The sequence below is a fragment of the Enterobacteriaceae bacterium ESL0689 genome (assembly GCA_029433525.1).
GTDB lineage: Bacteria > Pseudomonadota > Gammaproteobacteria > Enterobacterales > Enterobacteriaceae > JAQTIF01.
In genome coordinates this window covers 591,970-616,385 of the sequence record JAQTIF010000002.1, presented here as the reverse complement: position 1 = coordinate 616,385, position 24,416 = coordinate 591,970, and the positions used below count along the sequence as shown (strand labels likewise).

The window sequence follows — 24,416 nt, the reverse complement described above, 5'->3', positions numbered from 1 at the left end:
TTATGAAAATTGAACATCTGTTATTTATTTCATTTGCTTTATATTCTGCGGCAGGCTTTGCCGCATTTTCCAAAACGGAAAATGTCCAACTAGCGAGTATTAACCAGAAAAGCACAGGAGAAGTTAAATCCTCATTAGACAGTTTGAATAGATCTATTGATAAACAAATTAGCAACAACCCAGGCATAATTCTTTGATTTTATCCCTGAAAGATTCATGGGGGCAGATGATTGATAAAAAATGCCAACTGGAAACCATTGATTCTAAAGGAACCGATGCACAAATAACTGAAGTGAATAATTGTCTTGTTAGAAATTATCAGGAAGAAAAGAAGTATTTTGATGCCATGCTTCCATAACCGAATTTCAAATCTCGTGGCGGTCTAAAATCTGAAAGGGTCACGGCGGAGAAGTCTCTCACGCAGAAAGCCTGAAATTGATTAACCGCTGAATGATATCGTCGTTATCACTGGCCGCTTGTGGTGCGGTAAAGATAAAACATTTGTAGCGCTGGGTGCCGGGAATAACAGGATGGGGCTGTGAGGAAAATAATAACCGTCTCTTTCGCTGTGCTGATATTGGCTGGCACAGGACTGGCTTTTAGCTGGCCCTATCTGAAAATGGGATTTGCGGATAGTGCGCATTATACCGAGGATGATAAACCGGAATACGAGTATTACACCCCTGACCTGCTAAAAAATATGCCACGCATATCTGATCATTATGAATTCAGTTTTAGCAATATCAGCGGTCCACAGGCATATGTTTTTTCAGTTCATTTTCAAGGCACGGCGGATAGTATTGCAATCCAGAATTACTTAAAAACGCAGGGATATGAAGCTCAGAAAACGTGTCATGTTGAGGCAGTATGCTGGCGTAGTTATAAGAGTAATGATGTTATTTCAATCGCTAAATTCACCTCTCCAGATGAAATTTTTGTCGATTTATACCGAAGTCCGTACACCAACCTTTAGAGCCTGGCCCATTAGGCTATTTTACTTGCCATTTTGGCCCTGGGCAGTGCTCGAAATCCTCACGTACTACGTGTACGCTGCGGTTTCTCCGCGCTGTCCGTGTCCAAACTGGCTGCGTCAATAACGCCTAATGGGCCAGGCTCTTAGTTGATGATAAATGATCTTCTTATGGTTATGACAACCGTTAACGTTCTCATCCACTGCGAAACCGGATGCAGAACTTCCGGAGTGAAACGCGATCCTTCACCCGGCGACAACCAGACCCTAGGTGAAGCGCAGCCGTTATCCTGTCTCACCCATCAACTGTTTCACCAGCCCGACGCAGCGCAGAAAACGTGAGTCATAATCGGATTCAGTGACATGTACGAAATGGATATTATTTTTCCTGAGCAATGATACCAGCAGAGACTGAAACGCTTTGCGATCCGCCGGACTGCCGAGGCTACGCAGGCCATCAGCCACCCACGGCGTGTTGTTCTCCAGCAAAATCACCAGATCAAAACGATACTCATCAATAAGCGCCTGAACAAAAGGATGTTCACATCCTTCATACTGCAGACAAAACGCCTGAGTACTGACAAAATCAGTATCGATAAATGCGACTTTGTTTGCATATTTCACTGCAAAATCAATATATTTTGCATGGCCCAGTGCGATTTTATCGTAGTCCGAATATTGTAATGCCATCTCGTCGCCACCAAGATGCGAAAAGACGTAATCGCGTCCATACTCCCAGGCGCTGGTTGTGTTAAAGATATTGGCCAGTTTATTGACCAGTGTTGATTTACCGCTGGACTCCCCTCCGAGGATGGCCACAGTACGCACAAAGAATGGTTTGACCTCAGTAGGGATATATTCCCAGTAGCGAAACGGATTTTCACGAATCTGGCTGCCACTGATATTCATAAAGGTTCGCTGTGGATCGATAAGCCGGCTTTCCAGTCCCAGATACTGCAGATATTTCGGTACATCGGCCTCTTCTGAGGTATAGACCCAATTGGGCGAAATGCCTTTATCGTGCATAAAAGCACTGATACCACGGCTCCAGGCCTCCCAGCCGTGTGGGTAAGATTCCATTCCGGCTTCATTAAACGCATGGATACGGATATTTTTCTGATATTTGAATGTTTGCAGCAACCAGCGCAATCGATCAGGCACCGTCGGCTGTTGTGACATGGCGCTCTGTTCAAACAACTGACGATCGCGAACCTCGTCAAAACCCATGATGACATGCAGCTCATCCACCTGGCTACAGGCGCGCTGAATCAGATAGATATGGCCGGTATGCAGCGGATAAAACTTACCAAAAACCACCCCAATCCGCTTTTCCTGCCAGGGAAACTCAAGATCGAGAAAACGATGTAATGCTTCCAGCTTCTGCGCACTGGGGCTTTTAATTTTAGCGTTCAGTAGCTGACTCAAATACCCTTTGGTCATACCACTGGCATCTGCCACCTGCTGTAACGTGCAACCCTGCTGCTTAATAGCAATTTTTAAGTAATCGAATGACGACATAGATAACCTCAATTGCAATCATGATAGATCGTCGAATACGCTAAGCGCATCTGAAAGCTTTTTCACTGCAAATAGCTGCATCCCATGCGGCGCTTTTTTCGGTACATTCGCCGCCGGGACGATCGCGCGACGAAAACCGTGCTTTGCTGCCTCAGAGATGCGCTCCTGGCCACCTGGCACCGGGCGGATCTCACCCGCCAGCCCCACTTCGCCAAATACCACCAGATCCTGGGGTAGCGGACGATCACGTAAACTGGAGACCATCGCCAGTAGCAGGGCCAGATCGGCACTGGTTTCCGTCACCTTCACCCCGCCAACAACATTGACAAAGACATCCTGATCAGCCATCTGCAATCCGCCATGACGATGCAGGACAGCCAGTAAAAGTGCCAGTCGGTTCTGTTCAAGACCCACCGCGACACGCCGGGGATTGGCCATCATCGAGTGATCAACCAGTGCCTGAATCTCCACCAATAGTGGCCGTGTCCCCTCCCGAATCACGACCACGGCGCTACCAGCCGTCACTTCATCACCCCGGCTGAGAAAAATGGCAGAAGGGTTGTTGACCTCACGCATGCCCTGTTCCGTCATCGCGAAGACACCCAGCTCATTCACCGCACCGAAACGATTTTTATGGCTACGCAATGTGCGAAAGCGCGAGTCAGTATCGCCATCGAGTAATACCGAACAGTCAATACAGTGTTCCAGCACTTTCGGCCCGGCCAGCGATCCATCTTTCGTCACATGCCCGACCATGATAATCGCAACACCACGCGTTTTCGCAAAGCGGGTTAAATAGGCCGCTCCTTCCCGTACCTGAGCGACGCTCCCCGGCGATGACTGCACATCCGCCATATGCATCACCTGAATTGAGTCAATGACCATCAACTGCGGTTTTTCGTCATCCGCTATCTGACAGATCTGCTCAATGCTGGTTTCTGAAAGCATATTGAGATTGGCTGTCGGTAAGCCCAGACGATATGCACGCATCGCTACCTGTTGCAGCGACTCTTCTCCGGTGACATAGAGAGTTTTCATCTCTTCAGCCAATCGGCATAATGTCTGCAACAACAATGTCGATTTACCAGCACCGGGATTACCGCCAATCAGAATCGCACTACCGGGAACGACACCACCACCCAGCACGCGATCAAACTCTTTAAAACCGGTGGAAAAACGCGGCAGCTCTTCAAGGCTGATTTCTGATAATTTCTGGACTTTCGAACCACCGGCATTGCCCGCGTATCCTGTCAGACGGTCATTTCTTGCCACCTGTGGCGAAGCAGCAAGACGTATTTCAGTAATCGTATTCCAGGCCTGACAGGCGCTGCACTGCCCCTGCCAACGCGGATAATCCGCGCCACACTCATTACAGACAAAGGCCCGTCTGGCGGCTTTAGCCACAACTCACCCCTTATTTTTGATTTATACTCGCTGAAAGGATACACAGTACGCCCAGCAAATCAGCATGACGGATGCTCACTTCCGTCTGTTCATTGACTTTTGGTTTAGCATGATAAGCAATCCCCAAGCTGGCGGCATTGAGCATGGGGAGATCATTCGCGCCATCACCAATGGTGACAGTTTGTCCATGGGGGATAGCATGCTTTTCCATTAATTGCCGTAACGTCGCGACTTTATATTGCGCATCAACGATATCGCCGCTGACCCGCCCCGTCAGCTTATCTGCGATAATCTCCAGTTCATTCGCCACGACGGTCGTCAGACCGAATTTATCGCGCAGATATTCGGCAAAAAAAGTAAAGCCCCCGGAGGCAATCGCCACTTTCCAACCTGATGCTGACAGCTTCGTCACCAGCGATTCAAGCCCCGGCATCAGCGGCAGAGACTCACGCACTTGCCACAGAATGCGGGCATCGGCATCTTTTAGCGTCGCTACGCGCTGGCGCAAACTCGCAGAAAAATCCAGCTCACCGCGCATTGCGCGTTCCGTGATGGCCGATACCTGTTCACCCGTACCGGCTAAGCGGGCGATTTCATCAATACACTCGATTTGAATCGCCGTGGAGTCCATATCCATCACCAGCAGCCCAGGGGTATGCAAATGGGGGATTTTTCCCAGCGGCGCGACATCCAGCCCTGCATCATGTGCCAGATCGGTGGTACGTGGTGTCAGCGTTCCTGCCAGCCGAATCACCTGATAATCTTCTACATTCCAGCAGGACTCGATGACCAGCGCCGCTTCCAGCTTGCGGTGCAAAGCCATCAAACGATGTTTATCAAGGCCCCGGCCATAAAGTAGCCAGCCACTACTTCCGGCATGATAATCCAGTGGCATCACTTCATCGCCACTGAGTGAGAGCGGTAGCCTCGTCCACAGAGAAACATCTTCAGGTAAGTCGCGCCAGGTCAAACAATTTGGCATTACGGCCCCACTATTTTATTCATCCCAGGAAAATGATGCATGAGGCTACCTTGTAACCCGCACTTCTGGCAACATGAAGCTGAAAATATTAAAGGTGGGATATGTTACGTGTAAAACTGAAAATCCGGCTGCATCGTGCGGTCATTATTCTGATCTGCCTCACATTACTGGTTGCGTTGATGCAGGGAGCCGCCTGGTTTAGTCAGAGTAACCAGAAACAGCGCAATCTGCCGTTAGAGGAGCTGGCGCGCACGCTGGCGCAACAGGTCGCACAGAACCTGATACCAATGATGGCCAGTGAAACTCCGGATGAAAAACAGATTAACCCGCTACTGGAACAACTCACACAACAGAGCCGGATCCTTGATGCCAGCGTCTATAACGAACGCGGCGATCTGGTGGCGCGCGCGGGAGAAAATATTCATGTTCGCGACCGGCTGGCGCTCGACGGCAAAAAAGCCGGTAGCTATTTTAATCGGCAAATCGTCGAACCGATTCAGGATAACCATAGTCTGCGCGGTTATTTACGCCTGACACTGGATACCCATACGTTAGCCACCGAAGCACAGCAGGTCGATAATACCACCAATATATTACGCCTGATGCTGCTGCTTGCTGTCGCTATCGGCGTGGTCATCACACGCACGCTGTTACACGGGAAACACACCCGCTGGCAACAATCGCTGTTTCTGCTGACCGCCAATAAAGTCACAGGCGATGAAGATAAAGATGAGCCGGAGGAAAAATATTAATGTCCACACTACGTCTGTTACTTTCCCACTCCACTGATCCGTGGTTCAACCTTGCGGTTGAAGAGTCCATTTTCCGCCAGATGCCCGCGACTCAACGTGTACTTTTTCTGTGGCGTAATGCCGATACAGTGGTGATTGGTCGGGCGCAGAATCCGTGGAAAGAGTGCAATACCCGCCGTATGGCAGAAGATCATGTGCGCCTGGCGCGTCGTAGCAGCGGTGGGGGGGCGGTATTCCATGATACCGGCAATACCTGTTTTACCTTTATGGCCGGAAAACCAGGATATGATAAAACGGTCTCAACCCAAATTGTTCTCAATGCGTTACATGCACTGGGCATCACGGCGCAGGCTTCCGGGCGTAACGATCTGCTGGTCAATACCACCCATGGTGAGCGTAAAATCTCCGGTTCAGCTTATCGTGAAACTGCTGAGCGTGGCTTTCATCATGGCACGCTGTTACTTAATGCCGACTTAAATCGTCTGGCTAATTACCTTAATCCGGATGAAAAGAAATTACAGGCTAAGGGGATTAGCTCAGTGCGCAGTCGGGTGGCGAATCTGGTCGAACTGCGGCCAGGGATCACACATCAGCAAGTCTGTACTGCAATAACGCAGGCATTTTTTGATCACTATGGTGAGCGTGTCGACGCGGAGGTGATTTCGCCCGACAATCTGCCAGACTTGCCTAATTTTGCAGATACTTTCGCGCGCCAGAAAAGCTGGGAATGGAATTTTGGCAAAGCGCCCGCATTTTCTCATCTGCTCGATGAGCGCTTTCGCTGGGGGGGCGTCGAGCTGCATTTTGATATTGAGAAAGGCCATATCAGCCGAACACAACTGTTTACCGATAGCCTGAATCCACTGCCACTGGAAACTCTCGCCACACGTCTGCAGGGTAGCCTATACCGTGCCGATGCGCTGCAGGCGGTATGTCAGACACTGGAGGCTGAATTTCCTGAGCAGAAAGATGAACTACACGAGCTTTCAGCATGGCTGGTAACGGCAATTCGCTGAATAATCTTATCAGCGGTTGTCGGTTAATGCTGCACTGGTGGGGTCACTGAGCAGTGTTAGAGCCTATCCCACCAGGCGTTATTGACGCAGCCAGTTTAGACACGGACAGCGCGGGAAACCGCAGCGTACACGTAGTACGTGAGGATTTCGAGCACTGCCCAGGGCCAAAATGGCATGTAAAATAGCCTAATGGGATAGGCTCTTATTTATTAAAACAATCTATAACGGATTGTGCATGTTCATTATTTAATGCCGCCTCCTTCCACACTAAAAATATGTCAATTAAAAATTTCTTTTCAAAATAAGGAATTAGTTTTTTATACACCACTCCAGGAACATCTGCTCGTGTATTTGATTTTGGTATGAAGAGCATTCCTCTACCTAAAGAAATATCTAATAACATAGAAAGAGTATCAGGTAACTCAGCGCGACGGATCAAGGGAAACAGTAAATTTTTAAATGCTTGTTCACATTGATCATAGTAAATTGGATTAACGTAACGATTAAACCAATATAACGGTAGATCCATAACGTCATTAAGATCTATGTACTCATTTTTACTAGCTGTGTGACTTTCTGGAATCGCTAACACCATAGGCTCTTGATGAATTAATCTATAAAAAATTTTGTTATCTTCAATGGGATGGTATGATACTACAGCAAAATCCATGTTTTTTTTCTGTAACTCTATTATAAGTTCCTTTGATGTATAATCATCTTTATAAATTATGCTATTTTCTTTAAAATCTGATAAAAATTGCTTAAATATAGGTATAAAATCAAAACTTAACGTTTTTGTCATACCTATTATTACCTTCCTACTTTCAACTGACTGAAAAGAATTTGTCAGCTGACAAAGTTTTCCCATCAATTTAATAGTTTCTTCTCTAAAAATTTCACCTTCTTTTGTTAAAAGAACATGTTGAGTGTTACGAATTAATAATTTTGAATTTAATTTGTTTTCTAATTCTTTTATTTGAACAGATAAAGGAGGTTGGCTGATTCCTAATTTTGCTGCGGCTTTCCTAAAATTGCGCTCTTCGCAAACAGCTAAAAAATATTGTAATTGTTTAATTGACGGCAATCTTCTACTATAAACTTGCATTTTTAGTCCCTCCTTTCATTTAACTAATTTATTTAATGTAACCCTCTATGTATTCTTTGAATACTTTAACTCTATTCGGGATATGACTTCTATCCCGAAATAATAAATATATAGATCTAGAGTGTCCCTCCCATTCAGGTAATACATGAATCAACGTATTATCTTTTATTGATGAATGAGTAAATTGAGATGGTACAAAACAAATACCTAAATCATCTTTAGATGCGAATATATTTACATCTACATCATCAGCTATGAAATATGCATTAACATCAATATTACAGGACTTTTGTGATCTTATGTTATTAAAAGCCCATACACTACTTGCACTCGAACCAATAATTTTGTGTTGAGATAATTCTGAAGGGTGTTTTGGGTAACCATTCATATCTAAGTAATTTTTTGAAGCACACAAAATATTTTTTGATATTAATAACTCTTTTGCAATCCAGTCACTATCTTTTAAAGTACCTACTCTTATTGCTATATCAATATTTAGAGCCGTAAGATCTACAATTCTATTACTAACCATCAAATCAATTTTAATTTCAGGGTATAACTTCATGAAAGAAAAATACATTTGCCAATCCATTGATTAGTTAAATTTATTGGTGCAGTAATTTTTATATTACCGGAAAGATTATGATAACATTCATCCAAATGCTCCGTAATCATAGCGCATTCAGATAATGGACCAAGGCATCTTTCATAATACATCTCTCCAAGACCAGTTAACGAAATTGACCTTGTACTTCGATTTAGCAACTTCCCACCCACAGAATCTTCTAGGTTAGTTAATCTACGACTAATTGAAGGAATTGGTATTGCTGTTTTTTCAAACGCCTTACTCAGACTCTCTTCTTTCACCACATTAAGAAAAAGATTAAGATCATCTAAAGAAATTGATTTTTTCATATTTGAAATTCTGTATTCATTTTTTATAGATTGTATTGTAAATGACGCAATAATAAAATCCTTTTTATCGAAAATCATTTGATAATTTAAGAGCCTATCCCAATAGGATTTTATTCCAGACAATGACACCGCAGGCAAAATGCAGCATCGCTTCATAATTTTCGACCTTCTTCTCCCAGCGCGTCAGGATACGACGGTAGCGATTCATCCAGCTGTGTGTTCTCTCTACCACCCAGCGGTGAGCCTTAAAATCTGTGGCTTTTATTGCTTCGGACTCATCTTTCCGTGACTGAATATGAGGTTCATAGCGACGACTTTTCAGATACAAATCCAGCCATTCCGCTTCATAGCCTTTGTCCATGCACAACCTGAGCCTCTTTCCCGGTCTGCCCGTCTGAGGGGCGTCAAGCGTATCCGCAACCAGCTTTATGTCGTGCGTATTTGCACCAGCGACTACCAGCGAGAGGGGAAGCCCGTTCGCATCAGTCATCAGGCTACGCTTTACGCCCTGTTTCCCCCGGTCTGTAGGGTTCCGTCCTGTTTTTTTGAACCAGCGAGCGGGGATTTCGTCATGCAGCCATCCATCGAGAGCCATGACCAGTCAATGGCATCCAGTTGTTCGCAGGCAAGCAACCCGTTCTGCCAGAAGCGTTCAAATACTCCGGCATCCCGCCACTCCTGAAATCGGCGGTGAGCAGAGCCTGGCGAGCATATATCGGTGGCATTCAGGGCATTCCACTGGCAACCTGTTCTGAGTACGAAGAAAATAGCGTTCATTGCAGCGCGATTATCAACCCGCTTTCGGTGCGTACCCAACGGGTGCTGAGTTTTATGTTCCGGAATGAGTGGAGCCATTTTCACCCAGAGTTCATCACTGCTCTGCCACTTGTTGGCCGGCATGCTTCGCCCTCAAAAATTACCATTATTTATTAGCTGACAACTCCTTTTGGGATAGGTTCTAAATTAGTTGATCTTCGCCAAAACAGTAGGTAGATGACTCCTCAATGATTTTGTTGTTTTGGTAATATTGTTTTTCATATTGCTCTGGCGATATCCCACCGTTGGCTAAATGACGACGAACCCGATTATAATAAATTTCAATATATTCAAATAGTGCTTTTTTTGTTAACTCCTAGGTTTTGTAATCACAATCATGAATAATATGGGTTCCTATACTATGAAAAAAGCTTTCCGTTACCGCATTATCCGGGTGATGTATTCAATGTGTTTATCTCGTCTCAAACATAATATTCGCGCTCAATAAAAGTACCGATGATCCTGTCATGCATTTCAAAAGATTTTGAGTACCCCAGAGTCTTACGATTCAGTCGCTTTAATCGGTTACGCAAATTCAGGTTTTCCCGTTCAATCCGCTGTGTATAAAGCTTACCCCTGATATGTTTTTCATCCGGCAGCAGATCATAAGCACTGAAGTTATCTGTACACCAGAAGGCAACATTAAAACCTGACAATAATTTCAGTAACCTGCGCAGTGTCTTTTTGCTTCTGCGTCCAAAAGTATGAGCAATAATTCGTGTGAGGCGAGGCTCCCATGCATACCACAGCCAGCGTTGCTGCTTTTTACTGCCGACAAAAGACCACATCTCATCCACTTCACAGATAAGCTGGATTTGCTGATTATCCAGCGGAAACGTGGTTACACATCGTGGGGCGAGTTTTTTAAAGTGCGGACAACGGCATTAATGCTGATATGCAGAGTCCTTGCGGTATCGCGGATACCGGCATTATTCATGGCAAGGTCAACAATTTGTTCTTTCATGCCGGGCTGGCAGGCACGGTAAGCGTAATCGACCTGGAAAGTACGGCAGCATGACTGACAGCGATAGCGCTGAAATCCAGCTTTGCCCAGACCATGCTTTTTAACGGGTTCAGTTTGTTGACAAAACGGGCATGTTACATCAATTTTAGCCATCTGGCGCACCGGTTAAAAAGAGTGATTATACAACATGATAAACACGTTGAATACATGACCATTATCCGGGTGATGTATTCAATGTGTTTATTTCGTCTCAAACATAATATTCGCGCTCAATAAAAGTACCAATGATCCTGTCATGCATTTCAAAAGATTTTGAGTACCCCAGAGTCTTACGATTCAGTCGCTTTAATCGGTTACGCAAATTCAGGTTTTCCCGTTCAATCCGCTGTGTATAAAGCTTACCCCTGATATGTTTTTCATCCGGCAGCAGATCATAAGCACTGAAGTTATCGGTACACCAGAAGGCAACATTAAAACCTGACAATAATTTCAGTAACCTGCGCAGTGTCTTTTTGCTTCTGCGTCCAAAAGTATGAGCAATAATTCGTGTGAGGCGAGGCTCCCATGCATACCACAGCCAGCGTTGCTGCTTTTTACTGCCGACAAAAGACCACATCTCATCTACTTCACAGATAAGCTGGATTTGCTGATTATCCAGCGGAAACGTGGTTACACATCGTAGGGCGAGTTTTTTAAAGTGCGGACAACAGCATTAATGCTGATATGCAGAGTCCTTGCGGTATCGCGGATACCGGCATTATTCATGGCAAGGTCAACAATTTGTTCTTTCATGCCGGGCTGGCAGGCACGGTAAGCGTAATCGAGCTGGAAAGTACGGCAGCATGACTGACAGCGATAGCGCTGAAATCCAGCTTTGCCCAGACCATGCTTTTTAACGGGTTCAGTTTGTTGACAAAACGGGCATGTTACATCAATTTTAGCCATCTGGCGCACCTGTTAAAAAGAGTGATTATACAACATGATAAACACGTTGAATACATGACCGTATTTCAGACTGTTGCGTACCATGTGAATGATGCACAACTGGACATGGGTCTGCGGGTAGACACTGTTGATGGCAAGCGATGGCGATGATCAAAGCGCTGAATCGAATGACGTCGTTGGGTATGCCGCATAGTGTCCGGATCGCATAACGGATGTATCCGAGGGAACCATAGACTCCATCGACTGCCTCTGATTTATTCAACAAAGCCTAAATTACCCTGAACTTCGGGTTCGCTTTCAGCCAGTCTCGTGTTTTCTCACTCTTGTGAATAATGTAGTTATCCACGATAAGTGTTATCGTCTTTGCCCGGCGATACGTTGCTTTCAGATGTTCTAACAGGCTGATAAATAAAGATGAGGCTTTGCTACTGCCGCCCACGTAACTGACTTTACCTGTACCACTATGCAATGCACCGGCCAGATAATATTTTTCATTCTGACCCGGTGTGACCACCCGTTTTTGCTGTCCGCGTAACTGCCAGTCAGCACCGATTTTCGGGTTGAGATGAATATCCACTTCATCCTCGTAAAACACCGGATTTTCTGCGCTGCATTGCTCCAGCGCGTTATGGATTGCCGCCATTTTCTCTTCTTTATGTGGATCGCGTATATGCAGAGTGGGTGCCGCTCTGCGCCACACCAGCCCCGCAGAAGGCAGCCAGCGGCGGACTGTGTCGGGATGAAGTTTGCATCCGGTTATCTCATTGATTTTTATTGCCAGCAGTTCGGTGCTCCAGCGGGAGCGCTGATAACCGAAATCACCGGGAGAGCGGCTGACGAGCAGAACCAGCAGTTTGCAGATTTGTTCAAATGGCCATTTGCGTTCACGGCCCGGACTCAGTGATATCAGGCCTTCCGCGCCATACAGGGTAAACCAGTTAATCCATCGGCCGATGGATGAGCGAGCACAGCAGAATGTTCGGGCAACATCGCTGACACTGAACCCGCGGCTCAACATCAGCATGGCGGTCAGCCTGCGGGCATGATTTTTATCGCGTGTTTTATGGATAGTTTTCTGCATCAGGCGTCGTTCGTCACGGGGTATTGGTGCTATGATCGTCATCGCTCAGTCCGGCTGGTGATTTGTGATGTTTGTCGATTGATCAGATCGCAAAATCCGGGCTGAGTTCCCTCAAAGTGATCTACTATTTGGCGCAGCTATTTAGTTGCTCCTTCAATCTTTTAATTCCTTTTATACTTTTCCATATCTGGGTAAGTTTAATTATCCCGTTATTTATCTGCTCATATTTCATAGCCCATGACATTTTCATAATGTCACTGTTAACCTGTGAATCAGGTAAGATTGTGGCATCAGATTCTAATGCCAATGTTCTCGATAGTGAATCAAATGCAAATGCTGGTTTTATGTTAAACCAGTGGCGTATTAGTTGTGCAGCTACAGGCCACCCGGCTGCCAGTTCACCACTTCCTATTTCATGGACCTCACAGCTCGTGATTTTCCGACTGTACAGGTCGGTTATCAGGTACAGATAAAACCAGCGGCCGCACCACGACGGGCAGCCAGATATCCCTCAATTTTTGGATCCTTTTCAGCGAGCCCCATTCAGGGTGCCATAACTGATATTTCTCAGCAACTCTCACTGGACGACAACAGACGTAAGAAAGCCCGACCTCAGTGTCAGGATAGCTGTCCCCCCCTCCCGCCGGTAAGTGCTTTGACACTTACCGATATCTCTATCAGGACAGCATATTCTGACTGATAGCCGCTTTTTTTCCTCAGAAAATAAGCGACACAGCTAATAACCTGCCCAGATCATTCATGAATTGACGAAAGCATGATGATTGTGGAAAAGTCATATTTCATTTTATGGACGAGGATATTATGCAAACAGTGCTGGATAACTTTGTCGCGCAGTCTGCGACCTGGGCGCTTATCGCGGTGATGCTGGTGGCTTTCCTCGAGTCACTGGTGTTGGTTGGGCTGGTATTTCCTGGCGCTTTCATGATGATCGGGCTCGGTGCGCTGATCGGTAGTGGTGAGATCGACTTCTGGCAGGCATGGCTGGCGGCGATGATTGGCTGTTTGTGCGGTGACTGGATTTCATTCTGGCTGGGGCGCCGTTTTAAGAACTCTTTACATCGCTGGTCTTTTATCAAGCGGTATCGTGGATTGCTCGACAAAACAAGCTGGGCGCTGCATCAGCACAGTATGATCACTGTCCTCGGTGGCCGCTTTATTGGCCCGGTGCGTCCCCTGGTGCCGATGGTCGCCGGGATGCTGGGTCTGCCGGTAAAAAAGTTCCTGTTACCGAATATCGCTGGCTGCCTGTTGTGGCCGCCGCTGTACTTTATGCCCGGGATACTTGCTGGCGCGGTGACGGATATTCCGGCGGATGAATACAGTGCCAGTTTTAAAGGACTGTTGTTAATCAGCACGCTACTGCTTTGTCTGGCAGGGTGGTTATGCTGGCGCTACTGGCGCGGTGATAAAGTGGATGATCGTCTGTCAGCTTATCTGCCTCGTGCACGTCTGCAATGGCTGGCTCCCGTGACCACTATCATGGCCGGGGGCGCGATTATCGCAGTGCTGAATCATCCGTTGATGCCGGTGTATGGCGCGATTCTGCGCCAGGTATTGAGCCATTAATTTCCGCGAGATGAACGGCGTGATAATGACCCCTTAACAGCGTCCGGGTTGCGCCATCCTGGGTTATCTGATGATTGGCCACGATCAGTGAACGCGGGGCAATGAATGCTGCATCTTCCTCGTTATGGGTGACCATTAACAGTGTCAGATGCTGTTGCTGGCAAATGTCGGCAACGAGTGCCAGCATCTCCTGACGCAGTGCCGGGTCGAGTGCCGAAAAAGGCTCATCCAGCAGCAATACCGGCTGGTTGCGTACCAGACAACGCGCCAGCGCAGCACGTTGTCGCTGACCGCCGGAGAGCTCGCCGGGTAATCGGTCAAGCAGCTCATATATCGCCATTTTTTTGGCCAGCGCGTACAGATGTTCTCGCTGTGTGGCGGTGATTTTGAGACCCGGATGGAGACCCAGCGCGATATTCTGGCCGATAGTCAGATGACTAAAGAGATTATTTTCCTGAAATAGCATGGATACCGGACGCCGCGACGGTGGGGTTGTCGTATGATCCTGACCGTTAAGTAACAGCGTACCGTGGCTGGCTGGCAAAAAACCGGCGATCATATTCAGTAGCGTACTTTTTCCGGAACCACTGGAACCCAGTATCGCGATACGTTCGCCTGGCTGCACTGTCAGGGAAAAACACAGGGTCAGATCGGGATACTGCCCGGTGAGTTGATTAAGTTTTAACATGGCGTCGTGGCAGTTTTTCTATCACAGTAAAGAGTAAAAAGCATAGCAGCAGCAGCAGCAAGGCGCTCACCGCACCTTGCTGGCTGCGATAAGCGCCCATTTGTTGATACAGATAAAAAGGCAGGGTGCGAAAGTCCGGATTGCCAAACAGGGCAATAGCGCCGAAATCCCCGACAGATAAGACGCAGGCAAAGGCCAGTGCCTGGCTGATAGGGCGTTGTAAGGCACGTAATTCAATGAGCCGCAGGCGATTCAGGCCGAGAATAGCGGAAGCCTGGCAGAGCATATTGTAGCGTATCGCGATATCGCGCATGGGATGGTCCAGCACTTTCAGGGCGTAGGGGATTGCCATCAGGGCGTTGATGACAATCACGATCATCTCCACCACATCAGACACGTTAGTGCGATTGTTGAATAATAAAAAGAGTCCCGTTGCCAGCACAATCCCTGGCATGGCGAGGATCACCATGCCGCTTAATTCCATTGCCTGGGCAGCCAGTGGATGGTGCTGAAGGCGCAGCTCCCGGCTACTCCACAGCAGCATGATGGTCAGGGTCACGCTCAGTAGCCCGGCGACCAGCGCGATACGCAGGGATGTCGCCACGGCCTGCCATAACCCCGGTTGCATTAACGCCGGGAGTAACTGATGATTGAGGCCATCGACGATCACCGCCAGCAGCGGTGGCAGTAATAACAGTAACATGCTGATAATCAGTATCGTGTCAGTCAGTCGGCTGAGCAGCGAATCATCGGGATCACGCCAGTGAGCACGGTACGAGGTGCCGATAGCCACCGTTTTACTCAGCCGCTGGGCGAGCAGTACCAGCCCGAGACAGCACGCTATCTGGATCAGCGCCAGCATCGCCGCGCGAGCAGGATCATAATCAAAATTGAGTGCCTGGTAGATCGCCAGCTCAATGGTTGTCGCGCGCGGGCCACCGCCCAGTGACAATACGACAGCAAAACTGGCGAAACAGAGCATAAAAATGAGTGCTGCGATTGGTAGCACAGGCCGCCGTAGCCAGGGCCATTCCACCAGGCGGAAAAAGTGATAGCCGCGCATACCGAGCTGTGCCGCCATCTGACGTTGTTCACCAGGAATGTTTTCCAGTGTCTGTAAGAGCAGGCGGGTGGCCATCGGAAGATTGAAAAAAACATGCGCCAGCAAAATACCCGCTAAACCGTAAGGCGAGTAATTCCATTGCCAGCCGAGAATATGGCACAAAGTCGCCAGCCAGCCCTCACGGCCATAGACGCTAAGAAGACCAAATACCGCGACCAGCACGGGCAGGATAAAGGTCATCGCACATAGCCGCAGTAAGAGCACGCGGCCGGTAAAACGGCGACGATACAGCGCTCTGGCGAGGAAGATCGCGGGAATAACCGACAGCAGGGTGGAGAGAGTCGCCTGGGTGAAGGAAAAACCGATCACATGCCACAGATAACCTCCCTCGAATAATGCCCGCCACTGCTTTTCTGGCGCACTGAACCACAGTGCCAGAAAAGCAGTCAGCGCGACGCTGCTCAGCAACAGACTGGCAATCAGTCCAGGTATCAGCGTTGCGCTATTTAGCGGCTGACCGCGCGTTGCCATGTATTCACCCAGCTCTGTCGTTGTTCAGCGACCTGTTGTGGCGTAAATTGCAGCGCCTGTTGTGGTTTTGCCAGTTCCGCAAAGCCAGCTGGCAGGGGGATCGCAGTGACCGGATACATCCAGTTACCGGTGGGGATCGCACTCTGAAAGGCGGGGGTGAGCATAAAGCGAAGGAATTTTTCTGCCAGCTCAGGATGCGGACTGGCGAGGGTTCTGGCTGCCACTTCGACCTGTAGATAGTGACCTTCGCTAAACATGGCCGCCGCATAGTGATCCTGTTTTTCGGCAATGATGTGGTAGGCTGGTGAGGTGGTGTAACTGAGCACCATATCGCCTTCCCCTTTCAGGAACAGACCATAGGCTTCACTCCAGCCTTTGGTGACCGTCACTGTTTTGCTGGCCAGCTTGTGCCAGGCATCGGCTGTCTGGTCGCCATACACTTTTTGCATCCACAATAGCAGCCCAAGCCCAGGGGTGCTGGTGCGCGGATCCTGATAGATGATGCGCCATTTTTGTGGGCTTTCGACCAGTTCGTGCAGGCTGGTCGGTGGATTTTTTAGCTTGTTTTTATCGTAGACGAAGGCGAAATAACCATAATCGTAAGGAACGAAAGTGTCGTTATCCCAGCCACCCGGTAGGGTGACGGCATCGGTGGCGATGTGGCTTTTAGCAAATAACTGACTCTGGGTCGCCGCTTCGAGTAAATTGTTATCCAGTCCCAGCACCACATCGGCTTTGCTGTTTTTTCCTTCCATCCGCAGACGATTAAGCAATGATACGCCATCTTCCAGCGCGATGAATTTCAGTTCACAATCACACTCATTTTCAAACGCTTTTTTGACAACAGGCCCGGGGCCCCATTCGGCGGCGAAAGAGTCATAGGTATAGACGGTGAGCGTTGGTCTGGCGAACGCGGGAATGGCGACCAGCGCCAGGAGTGGCAGTAATTTTTTCAACACTTTGCACCTCACAAAATAGAGTGGCAAAGGATTTTGAGTCAGCCTCAAATCCCTTCGCCGGCGTTATCCGGATCAGGTTCGACGGGTATCTTCTCAGCCAGATATGTCTGTTCAGCATAGACATATTTTTATCGGCACCCCGTTGAGTCCGGCGATAGTGTAATGATTTTGCCGGTGAAGGCAAAGCAGTTATGGTGCCGGTGATATTCCCCCGGATTTTCTGCCATGAAACGGGGCTGATGTTTCTTTACTGGCATGGCGTCGGTGATGGGCGCTGCCCACCGGCGAGGCCAGCAGGCAGTCAGTGAGCCGGATTAGCGCATAAAAGCCGGCAGATTATCCTCATAGGCAGCAATGGCAGCTTCGTGCTGGAGAGTCAGACCGATACTATCAAGGCCGTTGAGCATGCAATAGCGGCGGAAGGCGTCGATTTTAAAGGGGTAGATTTTATCTCCCGCTTTCACCTCTTCCGCTTCCAGATCGACTTCGAAGCGGATACCGGGGCTGGCCTGAACCAGCTGAAAAAGCGCATCAACCTGTTCTTCGCTCAGTTTTACCGGTAGCAATTGATTGTTAAAGCTATTGCCGTAAAAAATATCAGCGAAACTGGGGGCGATGATGACTTTGAAGCCGTAGTCCGTTAATGCCCACGGCGCATGTTCACGGGACGACCCACAACCGAAGTTTTCCCGTGCCAGCAGAATGGAGGCGCCCTGGTATTCCGGGAAGTTAAGCACAAAGTCCGGGTTGGGCTGCTGCCCTTTATCGTCCAGAAAACGCCAGTCATTAAACAGATGGGCGCCAAAACCACTGCGTGTTATCTTCTGCAAAAATTGTTTGGGGATAATCGCATCGGTGTCAACGTTTGCCGCATCCAGCGGAACAACCAGACCGGTGTGTTGGGTAAATTTCTCTGCCATGTCAGGGTTCCTTATTTAATATCGCGAATATCAGTAAAATGGCCCGTCACTGCGGCGGCGGCGGCCATCGCCGGGCTGACTAAGTGGGTACGTCCACCGCGTCCCTGACGGCCTTCAAAGTTACGATTGCTGGTGGCGGCGCAGCGCTCACCGGGTGCCAGGCGATCATCATTCATCGCCAGACACATGGAGCACCCCGGCAGGCGCCATTCAAAGCCAGCGTCGAGGAAGATCTTATCCAGCCCTTCCGCCTCTGCCTGCGCTTTTACCGGCTCTGATCCCGGAACGACTAATGCCTGCACTCCAGGGGCGACTTTACGCCCTTTGGCGATCGCCGCGGCAGCACGTAAATCCTCAATCCGTGAATTGGTACAGGAACCAATAAAGACTTTATCAATGCTGACTTTTGTCAAGGGAATGCCTGGCTGCAGCCCCATATAGGCTAACGCTTTTTCCACACTGGCCCGTTCGATCGGATCGGCAAAGGAGGCTGGGTCCGGGATGGTTGCATCAACGGAAATAACCTGGCCGGGATTGGTTCCCCACGTCACCTGTGGCGCAATCTCTTCCGCTTGCAGGGTGATGACCGTGTCAAAGGTAGCGTCAGCATCAGAGTACAGGGTTTTCCACCAGTTAACCGCATCGATGAAATCCTGTCCCTTTGGCGCATGTAAACGTCCTTTGACGTAGTTAAAGGTTGTTTCATCGGGGGCGACCAGCCCGGCTTTGGCACCCATTTCAATCGCCATATTGCATAAGGTCATCCGTCCTTCCATGCTGAGCGCGCGTATCGCTTCACCACAAAATTCAACGACATGCCCAGTTCCCCCGGCGCTGCCGGTTTTGCCAATGATCGCCAGGACGATATCTTTTGCCGTGATCCCCGGCGCGGCTTTCCCTGTCACTTCAATTTTCATGGTCTTCGCCCGAGCCTGCTTCAGGGTTTGGGTCGCCATCACATGCTCAACTTCTGAGGTGCCAATACCGAAAGCCAGCGCGCCAAAGGCACCGTGCGTCGCGGTATGGGAGTCACCGCAGACAATGGTCATTCCCGGCAAGGTGATCCCTTGCTCTGGCCCCATAACGTGAACGATACCCTGATAAGGGTGATTGATATCATAGAGTTCAACACCAAATTGCTGGCAGTTTTTCATCAGCGCCTGCATCTGAATGCGTCCCATATCGCCTGCCGCATTGATATCTTTAGTCTGGGTGGAGACGTTATGATCCATGGTGGCGAACGTTTTACCTGGCTGGCGAAGCCGACGGTGGTAAGCCCGTAAGCCATCGAAAGCTTGTGGAGACGTCACTTCATGCAACAGATGGCGGTCGATATATAACAAGGGTGTTTCATTTTCTGCCTCATAGATAACATGGGCATCGAATAATTTTTGATATAAGGTTTTTGCCATGATTACACTCCTTGCGCAATATAACGGGCAATAATGTCGCCCATTTCATCGGTGCTGACGGCAGCCGAACCGTGGGCTAAATCATGGGTGCGGATGCCTTCTGTCAGCACCTGGTTGATCGCGTTTTCGATCGCCGTCGCGGCTGCTTCAGCATGCAGGCTGTAACGCAATAACAGTGCCAGCGAGAGAATTTGCGCAATCGGGTTAGCAATATTTTTACCCGCAATATCCGGTGCCGAACCGCCAGCCGGTTCGTACAGGCCGAAACCGTGTTCATTGAGGCTGGCTGAAGGCAGCATCCCCATCGAGCCAGTTATCATGGCGCACTCATCAGACAGGATGTCACCAAATATATTGGAGCACAGCAGTACATCAAACTGTGCCGGATCTTTGATTAACTGCATCGTTGCGTTATCGATATACATATTATTCAGCGCCACATCCGGGTAAGCTGTCGCGATATCACTGACTACCTCACGCCACAATACCGAAGATTGCAGCACATTAGCTTTATCGATAGAGGTGACTTTGTGACGCCGTTTGCGGGCAGACTCAAAGGCGATACGGGCAATGCGTTCGATTTCAAACCGGGAATAGACTTCGGTATCGAAGGCTTTCTCATGTTGCCCGCTGCCTTCGCGCCCCTTTGGCTGACCGAAGTAGATCCCGCCTGTCAGTTCGCGAACGCACAGAATATCAAAGCCATTGGCGGCAATATCGGCACGCAGCGGACAAAAAGCGGTCAGTGCTGGGTACAGTTTCGCCGGACGCAGGTTACTGAACAGTTTGAAATGTTTGCGCAGTGGCAGCAACGCGCCGCGTTCCGGTTGTTCAGCGGGCGGCAGGTGCTCCCATTGCGGGCCACCGACAGAGCCAAACAGGATCGCATCAGCCTGTTCACAACCTTGAATCGTGGACTGTGGCAGAGGAGTACCATGATGATCAATCGCCACCCCCCCGACATCATACGAGTGGGGCGTGATGCTGATAGCGAAGCGCTGAGCAATCGCGTCCAGCACTTTCAGCGCCTGATTCATCACTTCCGGGCCGATACCATCACCCGGTAATACCGCAATATGATAATTTTTCGACATTACACGATTTCCTTTTTATTTTCTTTATGTTGCGCTTTACGTTGCAGCTCTTTTTCGACTTCACTGGCACGCCAGATGTTATTCAGTACATGAACCATCGCTTGTGCAGAGGCCTCAACAATATCGGTTGCCAGCCCGACGCCATGAAAATGGCGCTGGTGGTAATTGACCACAATATCCACTTGTCCCAGCGCATCTTTTCCCTGACCTTTGGCGCTGAGATCATATTTGATCAGTTCGACATCATAATGGGTAATGCGGTTAATCGCTTTGTAGACAGCATCGACCGGGCCATTACCGTTAGCCGCTTCCGATGTGATCACATCACCACAGATCAATCTGACAGAGGCAGTAGCGACGGCGTCAGAACCGGACTGGACACTGAAATAATCAAGGCGGAAGTGCTCTGGTTCTTCTTGTTGTTTATTGATAAACGCCAGGGCTTCGAGGTCGTAATCAAACACCTGACCTTTTTTGTCGGCCAGTTTCAGGAATGCCTCATACAGTGCGTCTGGATCGTAATCACTTTCCTGATAGCCCATCTCCGCCATATGATGCTTAACGGCCGCGCGGCCAGAGCGGGAGGTCAGGTTTAATTGCATCGCATTAAGACCGATGGATTCCGGGGTCATGATTTCGTAATTTTCGCGATTTTTCAGCACACCGTCCTGGTGGATCCCTGACGAATGTGCGAAAGCACCGCTGCCGACGATGGCTTTATTGGCCGGGATCGGCATATTGCAAATCTGGCTCACCGTCTGGCTGGTACGCCAGATTTCATTATGCACAATGCGGGTCTGGACAGGCAGGATGTCTTTACGCACCTTCACGGCCATAATCATCTCTTCCAGCGAACAGTTACCTGCACGTTCACCGATACCGTTCATCGCTCCTTCGACCTGCCGTGCCCCGGCGTGAATGGCAGCGATGGCATTGCCCACCGCTAACCCCAGGTCGTCATGGGTATGGACGGAGATAATCGCTTTGTCGATATTGGGAACCCGATGGTACAAATCGCGAATGATCGCGGCGAACTCAAACGGCATTGTATAGCCGACAGTATCCGGGATATTAATGGTGGTTGCCCCTGCGTTAATGGCGGCCTCCACAACCCGTGCCAGGTCGGCGATGGGGGTGCGTCCGGCATCTTCGCAGGAGAATTCGACATCATCAGTATAGCGACGTGCACGTTTGATGATTGCGACAGCGCGTTCGATGACCTCATCAAGGGTGCTGTGCAGTTTGGTCGCGATATGCATCGGCGAGGTAGCAATGAATGTATGGATCCGAAATGCTTCCGCGACTTTTAATGCTTCTGCGGTGACATCAATATCTTTTTCGACACAACGCGCCAGCGCACAGACGCGACTGTTTTTGATTGCGCGTGCGATAGTCTGTACTGATTTGAAGTCGCCAGGTGAAGAGACTGGAAAGCCAACCTCCATCACATCGACTCCCATTCGCTCAAGTGCCAGCGCGATTTGCAGTTTTTCTTTAACACTCAGGCTGGCCTGTAATGCCTGTTCTCCGTCACGTAACGTGGTGTCAAAAATAATGAGTTGCTGACTCATAATTTAAATCCTTAACCGATATTCGGGATACGATATTTGCGAACATAAAAAAACCCGCGCTGCTGCGCGGGTTTTGGTTTTTGCCGGGAGATGACTTAGTGATGAACGTCGCCCAACAGCCTGCCGCGCACAGAGGATGCGCTTAGTAGCAGGAGCGTGTTGAAATGAGCGTTAAAAATCATGGAGTCATTCTCCAGATAGAATCGATATGTACTTAGAGTTACCGGATATATCTTTTAATGTCAATCTCTGGTTGAGAAAAATATTTTCAGTGCACCCAGGCGACCCCCTTTGCATTGAGGAGCTGTCTCTGATTTTCAGTAAGGTGGCCATGCATTTCGCATCAGATAGATTCATCGATCATCCATTGTTATTTATACATCACCGAAAGGAAAAATATGATTTAAAATCAATGCATTGTTCATTATTTACAGCATGAGTAACGTAGCGTTCGGTCTCCGCTTCTCATCCACAGATCGCGATAATGGCATGATCTATTTTTATTAAGATTTTACTTATAACGTTATTGTGGTCATCAAAAATTACCGCTAATGGTTAAATAATGACCAATTCAGATTTGTTTGTTATTGTGATTATAGATATTAATGATAATAAAATGTTAACTTTGAATATCAATTACCAACAAATTTATCATATTTTAATTAAAGTAGATGAAATTGAATCTTAACTCTTTTGTAAAAGTAATAAATATGGTAAATGATATTTCTATTACCACACATTTTGAAAATGGACTTTAGTATGATGGTGACGCTAGTATGACAAGTGGAAATTCAGTACCTGAACCTCACAATACCCCTGTGCCTCACAATGGGGCAGAAGTCATAAAGCCTCAACTCAGAACCGTTGATCTTAACTTACTGACCGTTTTTGATGCGGTGATGAAAGAGCAGAATATTACACGCGCCGCTCTTTTGCTGGGAATGTCCCAGCCTGCGGTGAGCAATGCCGTTGCGCGCCTCAAAATTATGTTTAATGATGAGTTATTTGTTCGCTATGGTCGAGGGATCCAGCCAACCGCACGCGCTTTTCATCTCTTTAACGCGGTACATCAAGCCCTGCAGTTAGTGCAGAATGAGCTCCCCTCTTCAGGATTCGAACCACTCAACAGCGAACGCCTTTTCAACCTCTGTATCAGTAGTCCTCTGGATATCCATCTGACATCGATTATTTTTAATAAAGTGAGCGAAATCGCCCCCAATATCCAGTTAGTTTTTAAAGTTTCACCCAATAAAGATGCCGAATACCAATTACGTTCTCAGGAATTTGACTTTATTATTGGCTATGAAGAGTTTCGTCGACCTGAATTTTCCTGTATTCCTTTATTCAAGGATGACATGGTGTTAGTGGCTCGGTGTAAGCATCCACGTATTATCCATCCGCTGAATGAAGCCGGGATTTATCAGGAAGAGCATGCGGTTGTCGCGCTCGATAATTATGCTTCATTTAGTCTGCCGTGGTATAGCTCGGCAGGCAGGCAGGTGCGTATCGCTTATCAGGGGAATGCCCTCGATAGCGTATTAAATGTGGTTTCACAAACCAATATGGTGGCAATAGCACCGCGCTGGCTGGCCAGTGAATTTGCTACCCGGCTCCCATTGCAATTACATCCGTTACCGGTCAAGGGAAATAATCGGATATGCTATCTTTCCTGGCATGAGTCTGCCGGGCGTGATAAAGGGCATCAGTGGATGGAGAACTTACTGACAAAAATTTGTCAGCGTTAAAAGATTCTTTTATAGCTTGTTGTTTTTTTGCCATATTATATAAATTATGCCAGAATAAACCGGGTTTTATTCTGTTTATAGCGATGAGTTATACCGATTATTACTTTTATTTTTTATTAGTCAGGTTATTTAACAGAATAATGAATATATTGATTTTATGCTGTTTGCAAAACCTGACTCAGCGGGATTATCTGATTGATCATTTTATCCTGGGTAATGGCGCAATCTGAGCGCGTTACCTGTTTCGTGTACGATGCGATATCCCCGTGCTGTCTGCCCCTCGCCAGGTGATGCCAGTCACGGCGGAGACGTCATTTCGATAAATCTGATTTTGGGGAGATACGGAACCGCCTGTTTACTGTATCATTCAGGGTCTGT

24 protein-coding genes, 1 pseudogene and 1 riboswitch are annotated in these 24,416 nt (G+C 48.2%); of the genes and pseudogenes, 7 read left to right on the top strand and 18 right to left on the bottom strand.

The window, feature by feature from the left end:
• Window positions 1–2: 2 nt before the first annotated feature.
• From PT300_14665 to PT300_14655, 3 genes are all read left to right on the top strand, one after another.
• Window positions 3–197: a hypothetical protein gene (locus tag PT300_14665; GenBank protein ID MDF7681758.1), complete on the top strand. Its 195-nt coding sequence runs from the start codon at window positions 3–5 to the stop codon at window positions 195–197.
• 29 nt (window positions 198–226) lie between these two features.
• The gene (locus PT300_14660; GenBank protein ID MDF7681757.1) at window positions 227–358 is read left to right on the top strand and encodes a hypothetical protein; all 132 of its coding nucleotides are present in this window, start codon (window positions 227–229) and stop codon (window positions 356–358) included.
• Window positions 359–538: 180 nt separating this feature from the next.
• Window positions 539–973, top strand: coding sequence for a hypothetical protein (locus tag PT300_14655; GenBank protein ID MDF7681756.1), 435 nt, complete (start codon window positions 539–541; stop codon window positions 971–973).
• A gap of 282 nt (window positions 974–1,255) precedes the next feature.
• Here PT300_14655 and nadR read toward each other — a convergent pair whose 3' ends face one another.
• From nadR to serB, 3 genes are read right to left on the bottom strand one after another with little or no spacing between them, the layout of a single operon-like run.
• Window positions 1,256–2,488: a multifunctional transcriptional regulator/nicotinamide-nucleotide adenylyltransferase/ribosylnicotinamide kinase NadR gene (gene nadR, locus PT300_14650; GenBank protein ID MDF7681755.1), complete on the bottom strand. Its 1,233-nt coding sequence runs from the start codon at window positions 2,486–2,488 to the stop codon at window positions 1,256–1,258.
• Window positions 2,489–2,506: 18 nt separating this feature from the next.
• Window positions 2,507–3,892, bottom strand: a complete 1,386-nt coding sequence (gene radA / locus PT300_14645; protein MDF7681754.1) for a DNA repair protein RadA — start codon at window positions 3,890–3,892, stop codon at window positions 2,507–2,509.
• 10 nt (window positions 3,893–3,902) lie between these two features.
• Window positions 3,903–4,874, bottom strand: a complete 972-nt coding sequence (gene serB, locus PT300_14640) for a phosphoserine phosphatase (protein ID MDF7681753.1) — start codon at window positions 4,872–4,874, stop codon at window positions 3,903–3,905.
• 101 nt (window positions 4,875–4,975) lie between these two features.
• Between serB and PT300_14635 the strand changes: the two genes are divergently transcribed.
• Both PT300_14635 and lplA read left to right on the top strand, forming a co-directional pair.
• Window positions 4,976–5,626: a YtjB family periplasmic protein gene (locus tag PT300_14635; GenBank protein MDF7681752.1), complete on the top strand. Its 651-nt coding sequence runs from the start codon at window positions 4,976–4,978 to the stop codon at window positions 5,624–5,626.
• Window positions 5,626–6,642 carry a lipoate--protein ligase LplA gene (gene lplA, locus PT300_14630; protein ID MDF7681751.1) on the top strand — a complete coding sequence of 339 codons (1,017 nt, stop codon included), beginning with the start codon at window positions 5,626–5,628 and terminating at the stop codon, window positions 6,640–6,642. Before PT300_14635 ends, lplA begins: the two co-directional genes overlap by 1 nt.
• A gap of 202 nt (window positions 6,643–6,844) precedes the next feature.
• On the opposite strand, the gene PT300_14625 is transcribed toward lplA, so the two are convergent.
• The 8 genes and pseudogenes from PT300_14625 to PT300_14590 form a co-directional block, all read right to left on the bottom strand.
• Window positions 6,845–7,747, bottom strand: coding sequence for a LysR family transcriptional regulator (locus tag PT300_14625; protein ID MDF7681750.1), 903 nt, complete (start codon window positions 7,745–7,747; stop codon window positions 6,845–6,847).
• 28 nt (window positions 7,748–7,775) lie between these two features.
• The gene (locus PT300_14620) at window positions 7,776–8,312 is read right to left on the bottom strand and encodes a substrate binding domain-containing protein (GenBank protein ID MDF7681749.1); all 537 of its coding nucleotides are present in this window, start codon (window positions 8,310–8,312) and stop codon (window positions 7,776–7,778) included.
• Window positions 8,309–8,662 carry a LysR family transcriptional regulator gene (locus PT300_14615; GenBank protein MDF7681748.1) on the bottom strand — a complete coding sequence of 118 codons (354 nt, stop codon included), beginning with the start codon at window positions 8,660–8,662 and terminating at the stop codon, window positions 8,309–8,311. Before PT300_14615 ends, PT300_14620 begins: the two co-directional genes overlap by 4 nt.
• Before the next feature lie 94 nt (window positions 8,663–8,756).
• A protein-coding gene (locus tag PT300_14610) for an IS5 family transposase (GenBank protein MDF7681747.1) occupies window positions 8,757–9,562 on the bottom strand; the annotation gives its coding sequence in 2 pieces (ribosomal slippage) (window positions 8,757–9,209 and window positions 9,212–9,562; 804 coding nt in all).
• A gap of 338 nt (window positions 9,563–9,900) precedes the next feature.
• Window positions 9,901–10,595, bottom strand: a protein-coding gene (locus tag PT300_14605; protein MDF7681746.1) for an IS1 family transposase whose coding sequence is annotated in 2 segments (ribosomal slippage) — window positions 9,901–10,346 and window positions 10,346–10,595 — 696 coding nt in all. Because the reading frame shifts where the segments join, the coding sequence is not laid out codon by codon here.
• Between the two features lie 97 nt (window positions 10,596–10,692).
• Window positions 10,693–11,387 (bottom strand): IS1 family transposase gene (locus tag PT300_14600; GenBank protein MDF7681745.1). Its coding sequence is split into 2 segments (ribosomal slippage): window positions 10,693–11,138 and window positions 11,138–11,387, totalling 696 coding nucleotides; the frame shifts between segments, so codons are not numbered across the junction.
• Between the two features lie 271 nt (window positions 11,388–11,658).
• Window positions 11,659–12,510 (bottom strand): annotated as a pseudogene (locus PT300_14595) (IS630 family transposase).
• Window positions 12,511–12,592: 82 nt separating this feature from the next.
• Entirely contained in the window at window positions 12,593–12,865 is a 273-nt protein-coding gene (locus PT300_14590) for a DUF6402 family protein (protein ID MDF7681744.1), read from the bottom strand.
• A 425-nt stretch (window positions 12,866–13,290) separates the two neighbouring features.
• Here PT300_14590 and PT300_14585 point away from each other — a divergent pair, with 425 nt between their 5' ends.
• Window positions 13,291–14,055: a DedA family protein gene (locus PT300_14585; GenBank protein ID MDF7681743.1), complete on the top strand. Its 765-nt coding sequence runs from the start codon at window positions 13,291–13,293 to the stop codon at window positions 14,053–14,055.
• On the opposite strand, the gene thiQ is transcribed toward PT300_14585, so the two are convergent.
• The 7 genes from thiQ to leuA form a co-directional block, all read right to left on the bottom strand.
• Entirely contained in the window at window positions 13,985–14,743 is a 759-nt protein-coding gene (thiQ, locus tag PT300_14580; protein MDF7681742.1) for a thiamine ABC transporter ATP-binding protein ThiQ, read from the bottom strand. The genes PT300_14585 and thiQ overlap by 71 nt on opposite strands.
• The gene (thiP, locus tag PT300_14575) at window positions 14,730–16,337 is read right to left on the bottom strand and encodes a thiamine/thiamine pyrophosphate ABC transporter permease ThiP (GenBank protein ID MDF7681741.1); all 1,608 of its coding nucleotides are present in this window, start codon (window positions 16,335–16,337) and stop codon (window positions 14,730–14,732) included. The genes thiQ and thiP overlap by 14 nt, the downstream gene beginning before the upstream one ends.
• Window positions 16,313–17,296 (bottom strand): thiamine ABC transporter substrate binding subunit, encoded by a 984-nt coding sequence (thiB, locus tag PT300_14570; GenBank protein ID MDF7681740.1) that lies wholly within the window; start codon window positions 17,294–17,296, stop codon window positions 16,313–16,315. The genes thiP and thiB overlap by 25 nt, the downstream gene beginning before the upstream one ends.
• A gap of 31 nt (window positions 17,297–17,327) precedes the next feature.
• Window positions 17,328–17,448, bottom strand: a riboswitch (TPP riboswitch).
• Between the two features lie 162 nt (window positions 17,449–17,610).
• Window positions 17,611–18,216 (bottom strand): 3-isopropylmalate dehydratase small subunit, encoded by a 606-nt coding sequence (gene leuD, locus PT300_14565; GenBank protein MDF7681739.1) that lies wholly within the window; start codon window positions 18,214–18,216, stop codon window positions 17,611–17,613.
• An 11-nt stretch (window positions 18,217–18,227) separates the two neighbouring features.
• Window positions 18,228–19,628 (bottom strand): 3-isopropylmalate dehydratase large subunit, encoded by a 1,401-nt coding sequence (gene leuC / locus PT300_14560; protein ID MDF7681738.1) that lies wholly within the window; start codon window positions 19,626–19,628, stop codon window positions 18,228–18,230.
• 2 nt (window positions 19,629–19,630) lie between these two features.
• A complete protein-coding gene (gene leuB / locus PT300_14555; GenBank protein MDF7681737.1) occupies window positions 19,631–20,722 on the bottom strand; it encodes a 3-isopropylmalate dehydrogenase in 1,092 nt (363 codons plus the stop codon).
• Entirely contained in the window at window positions 20,722–22,293 is a 1,572-nt protein-coding gene (gene leuA / locus PT300_14550; protein ID MDF7681736.1) for a 2-isopropylmalate synthase, read from the bottom strand. Before leuA ends, leuB begins: the two co-directional genes overlap by 1 nt.
• Before the next feature lie 776 nt (window positions 22,294–23,069).
• On the opposite strand from leuA, the gene leuO reads away from it, so the two are divergent.
• On the top strand, window positions 23,070–24,038 hold the full coding sequence (leuO, locus tag PT300_14545) for a transcriptional regulator LeuO (protein MDF7681735.1): 969 nt from the start codon (window positions 23,070–23,072) through the stop codon (window positions 24,036–24,038).
• Window positions 24,039–24,416: the final 378 nt, after the last annotated feature.

Bases quoted from the DNA above. Each gene is read 5' to 3' on its own strand.
- PT300_14615 (MDF7681748.1), bottom strand. From the start codon at position 8,662: ATGAAAAAATCAATTTCTTTAGATGATCTTAATCTTTTTCTTAATGTG.
- leuD (MDF7681739.1), bottom strand. From the start codon at position 18,216: ATGGCAGAGAAATTTACCCAACACACCGGTCTGGTTGTTCCGCTGGAT.
- PT300_14635 (MDF7681752.1), top strand. From the start codon at position 4,976: ATGTTACGTGTAAAACTGAAAATCCGGCTGCATCGTGCGGTCATTATT.
- leuO (MDF7681735.1), top strand. From the start codon at position 23,070: ATGACAAGTGGAAATTCAGTACCTGAACCTCACAATACCCCTGTGCCT.
- PT300_14660 (MDF7681757.1), top strand. From the start codon at position 227: ATGATTGATAAAAAATGCCAACTGGAAACCATTGATTCTAAAGGAACC.
- leuA (MDF7681736.1), bottom strand. From the start codon at position 22,293: ATGAGTCAGCAACTCATTATTTTTGACACCACGTTACGTGACGGAGAA.
- leuB (MDF7681737.1), bottom strand. From the start codon at position 20,722: ATGTCGAAAAATTATCATATTGCGGTATTACCGGGTGATGGTATCGGC.
- lplA (MDF7681751.1), top strand. From the start codon at position 5,626: ATGTCCACACTACGTCTGTTACTTTCCCACTCCACTGATCCGTGGTTC.
- PT300_14620 (MDF7681749.1), bottom strand. From the start codon at position 8,312: ATGAAGTTATACCCTGAAATTAAAATTGATTTGATGGTTAGTAATAGA.
- leuC (MDF7681738.1), bottom strand. From the start codon at position 19,628: ATGGCAAAAACCTTATATCAAAAATTATTCGATGCCCATGTTATCTAT.
- nadR (MDF7681755.1), bottom strand. From the start codon at position 2,488: ATGTCGTCATTCGATTACTTAAAAATTGCTATTAAGCAGCAGGGTTGC.
- PT300_14585 (MDF7681743.1), top strand. From the start codon at position 13,291: ATGCAAACAGTGCTGGATAACTTTGTCGCGCAGTCTGCGACCTGGGCG.
- serB (MDF7681753.1), bottom strand. From the start codon at position 4,874: ATGCCAAATTGTTTGACCTGGCGCGACTTACCTGAAGATGTTTCTCTG.
- thiQ (MDF7681742.1), bottom strand. From the start codon at position 14,743: ATGTTAAAACTTAATCAACTCACCGGGCAGTATCCCGATCTGACCCTG.
- PT300_14625 (MDF7681750.1), bottom strand. From the start codon at position 7,747: ATGCAAGTTTATAGTAGAAGATTGCCGTCAATTAAACAATTACAATAT.
- PT300_14665 (MDF7681758.1), top strand. From the start codon at position 3: ATGAAAATTGAACATCTGTTATTTATTTCATTTGCTTTATATTCTGCG.
- thiP (MDF7681741.1), bottom strand. From the start codon at position 16,337: ATGGCAACGCGCGGTCAGCCGCTAAATAGCGCAACGCTGATACCTGGA.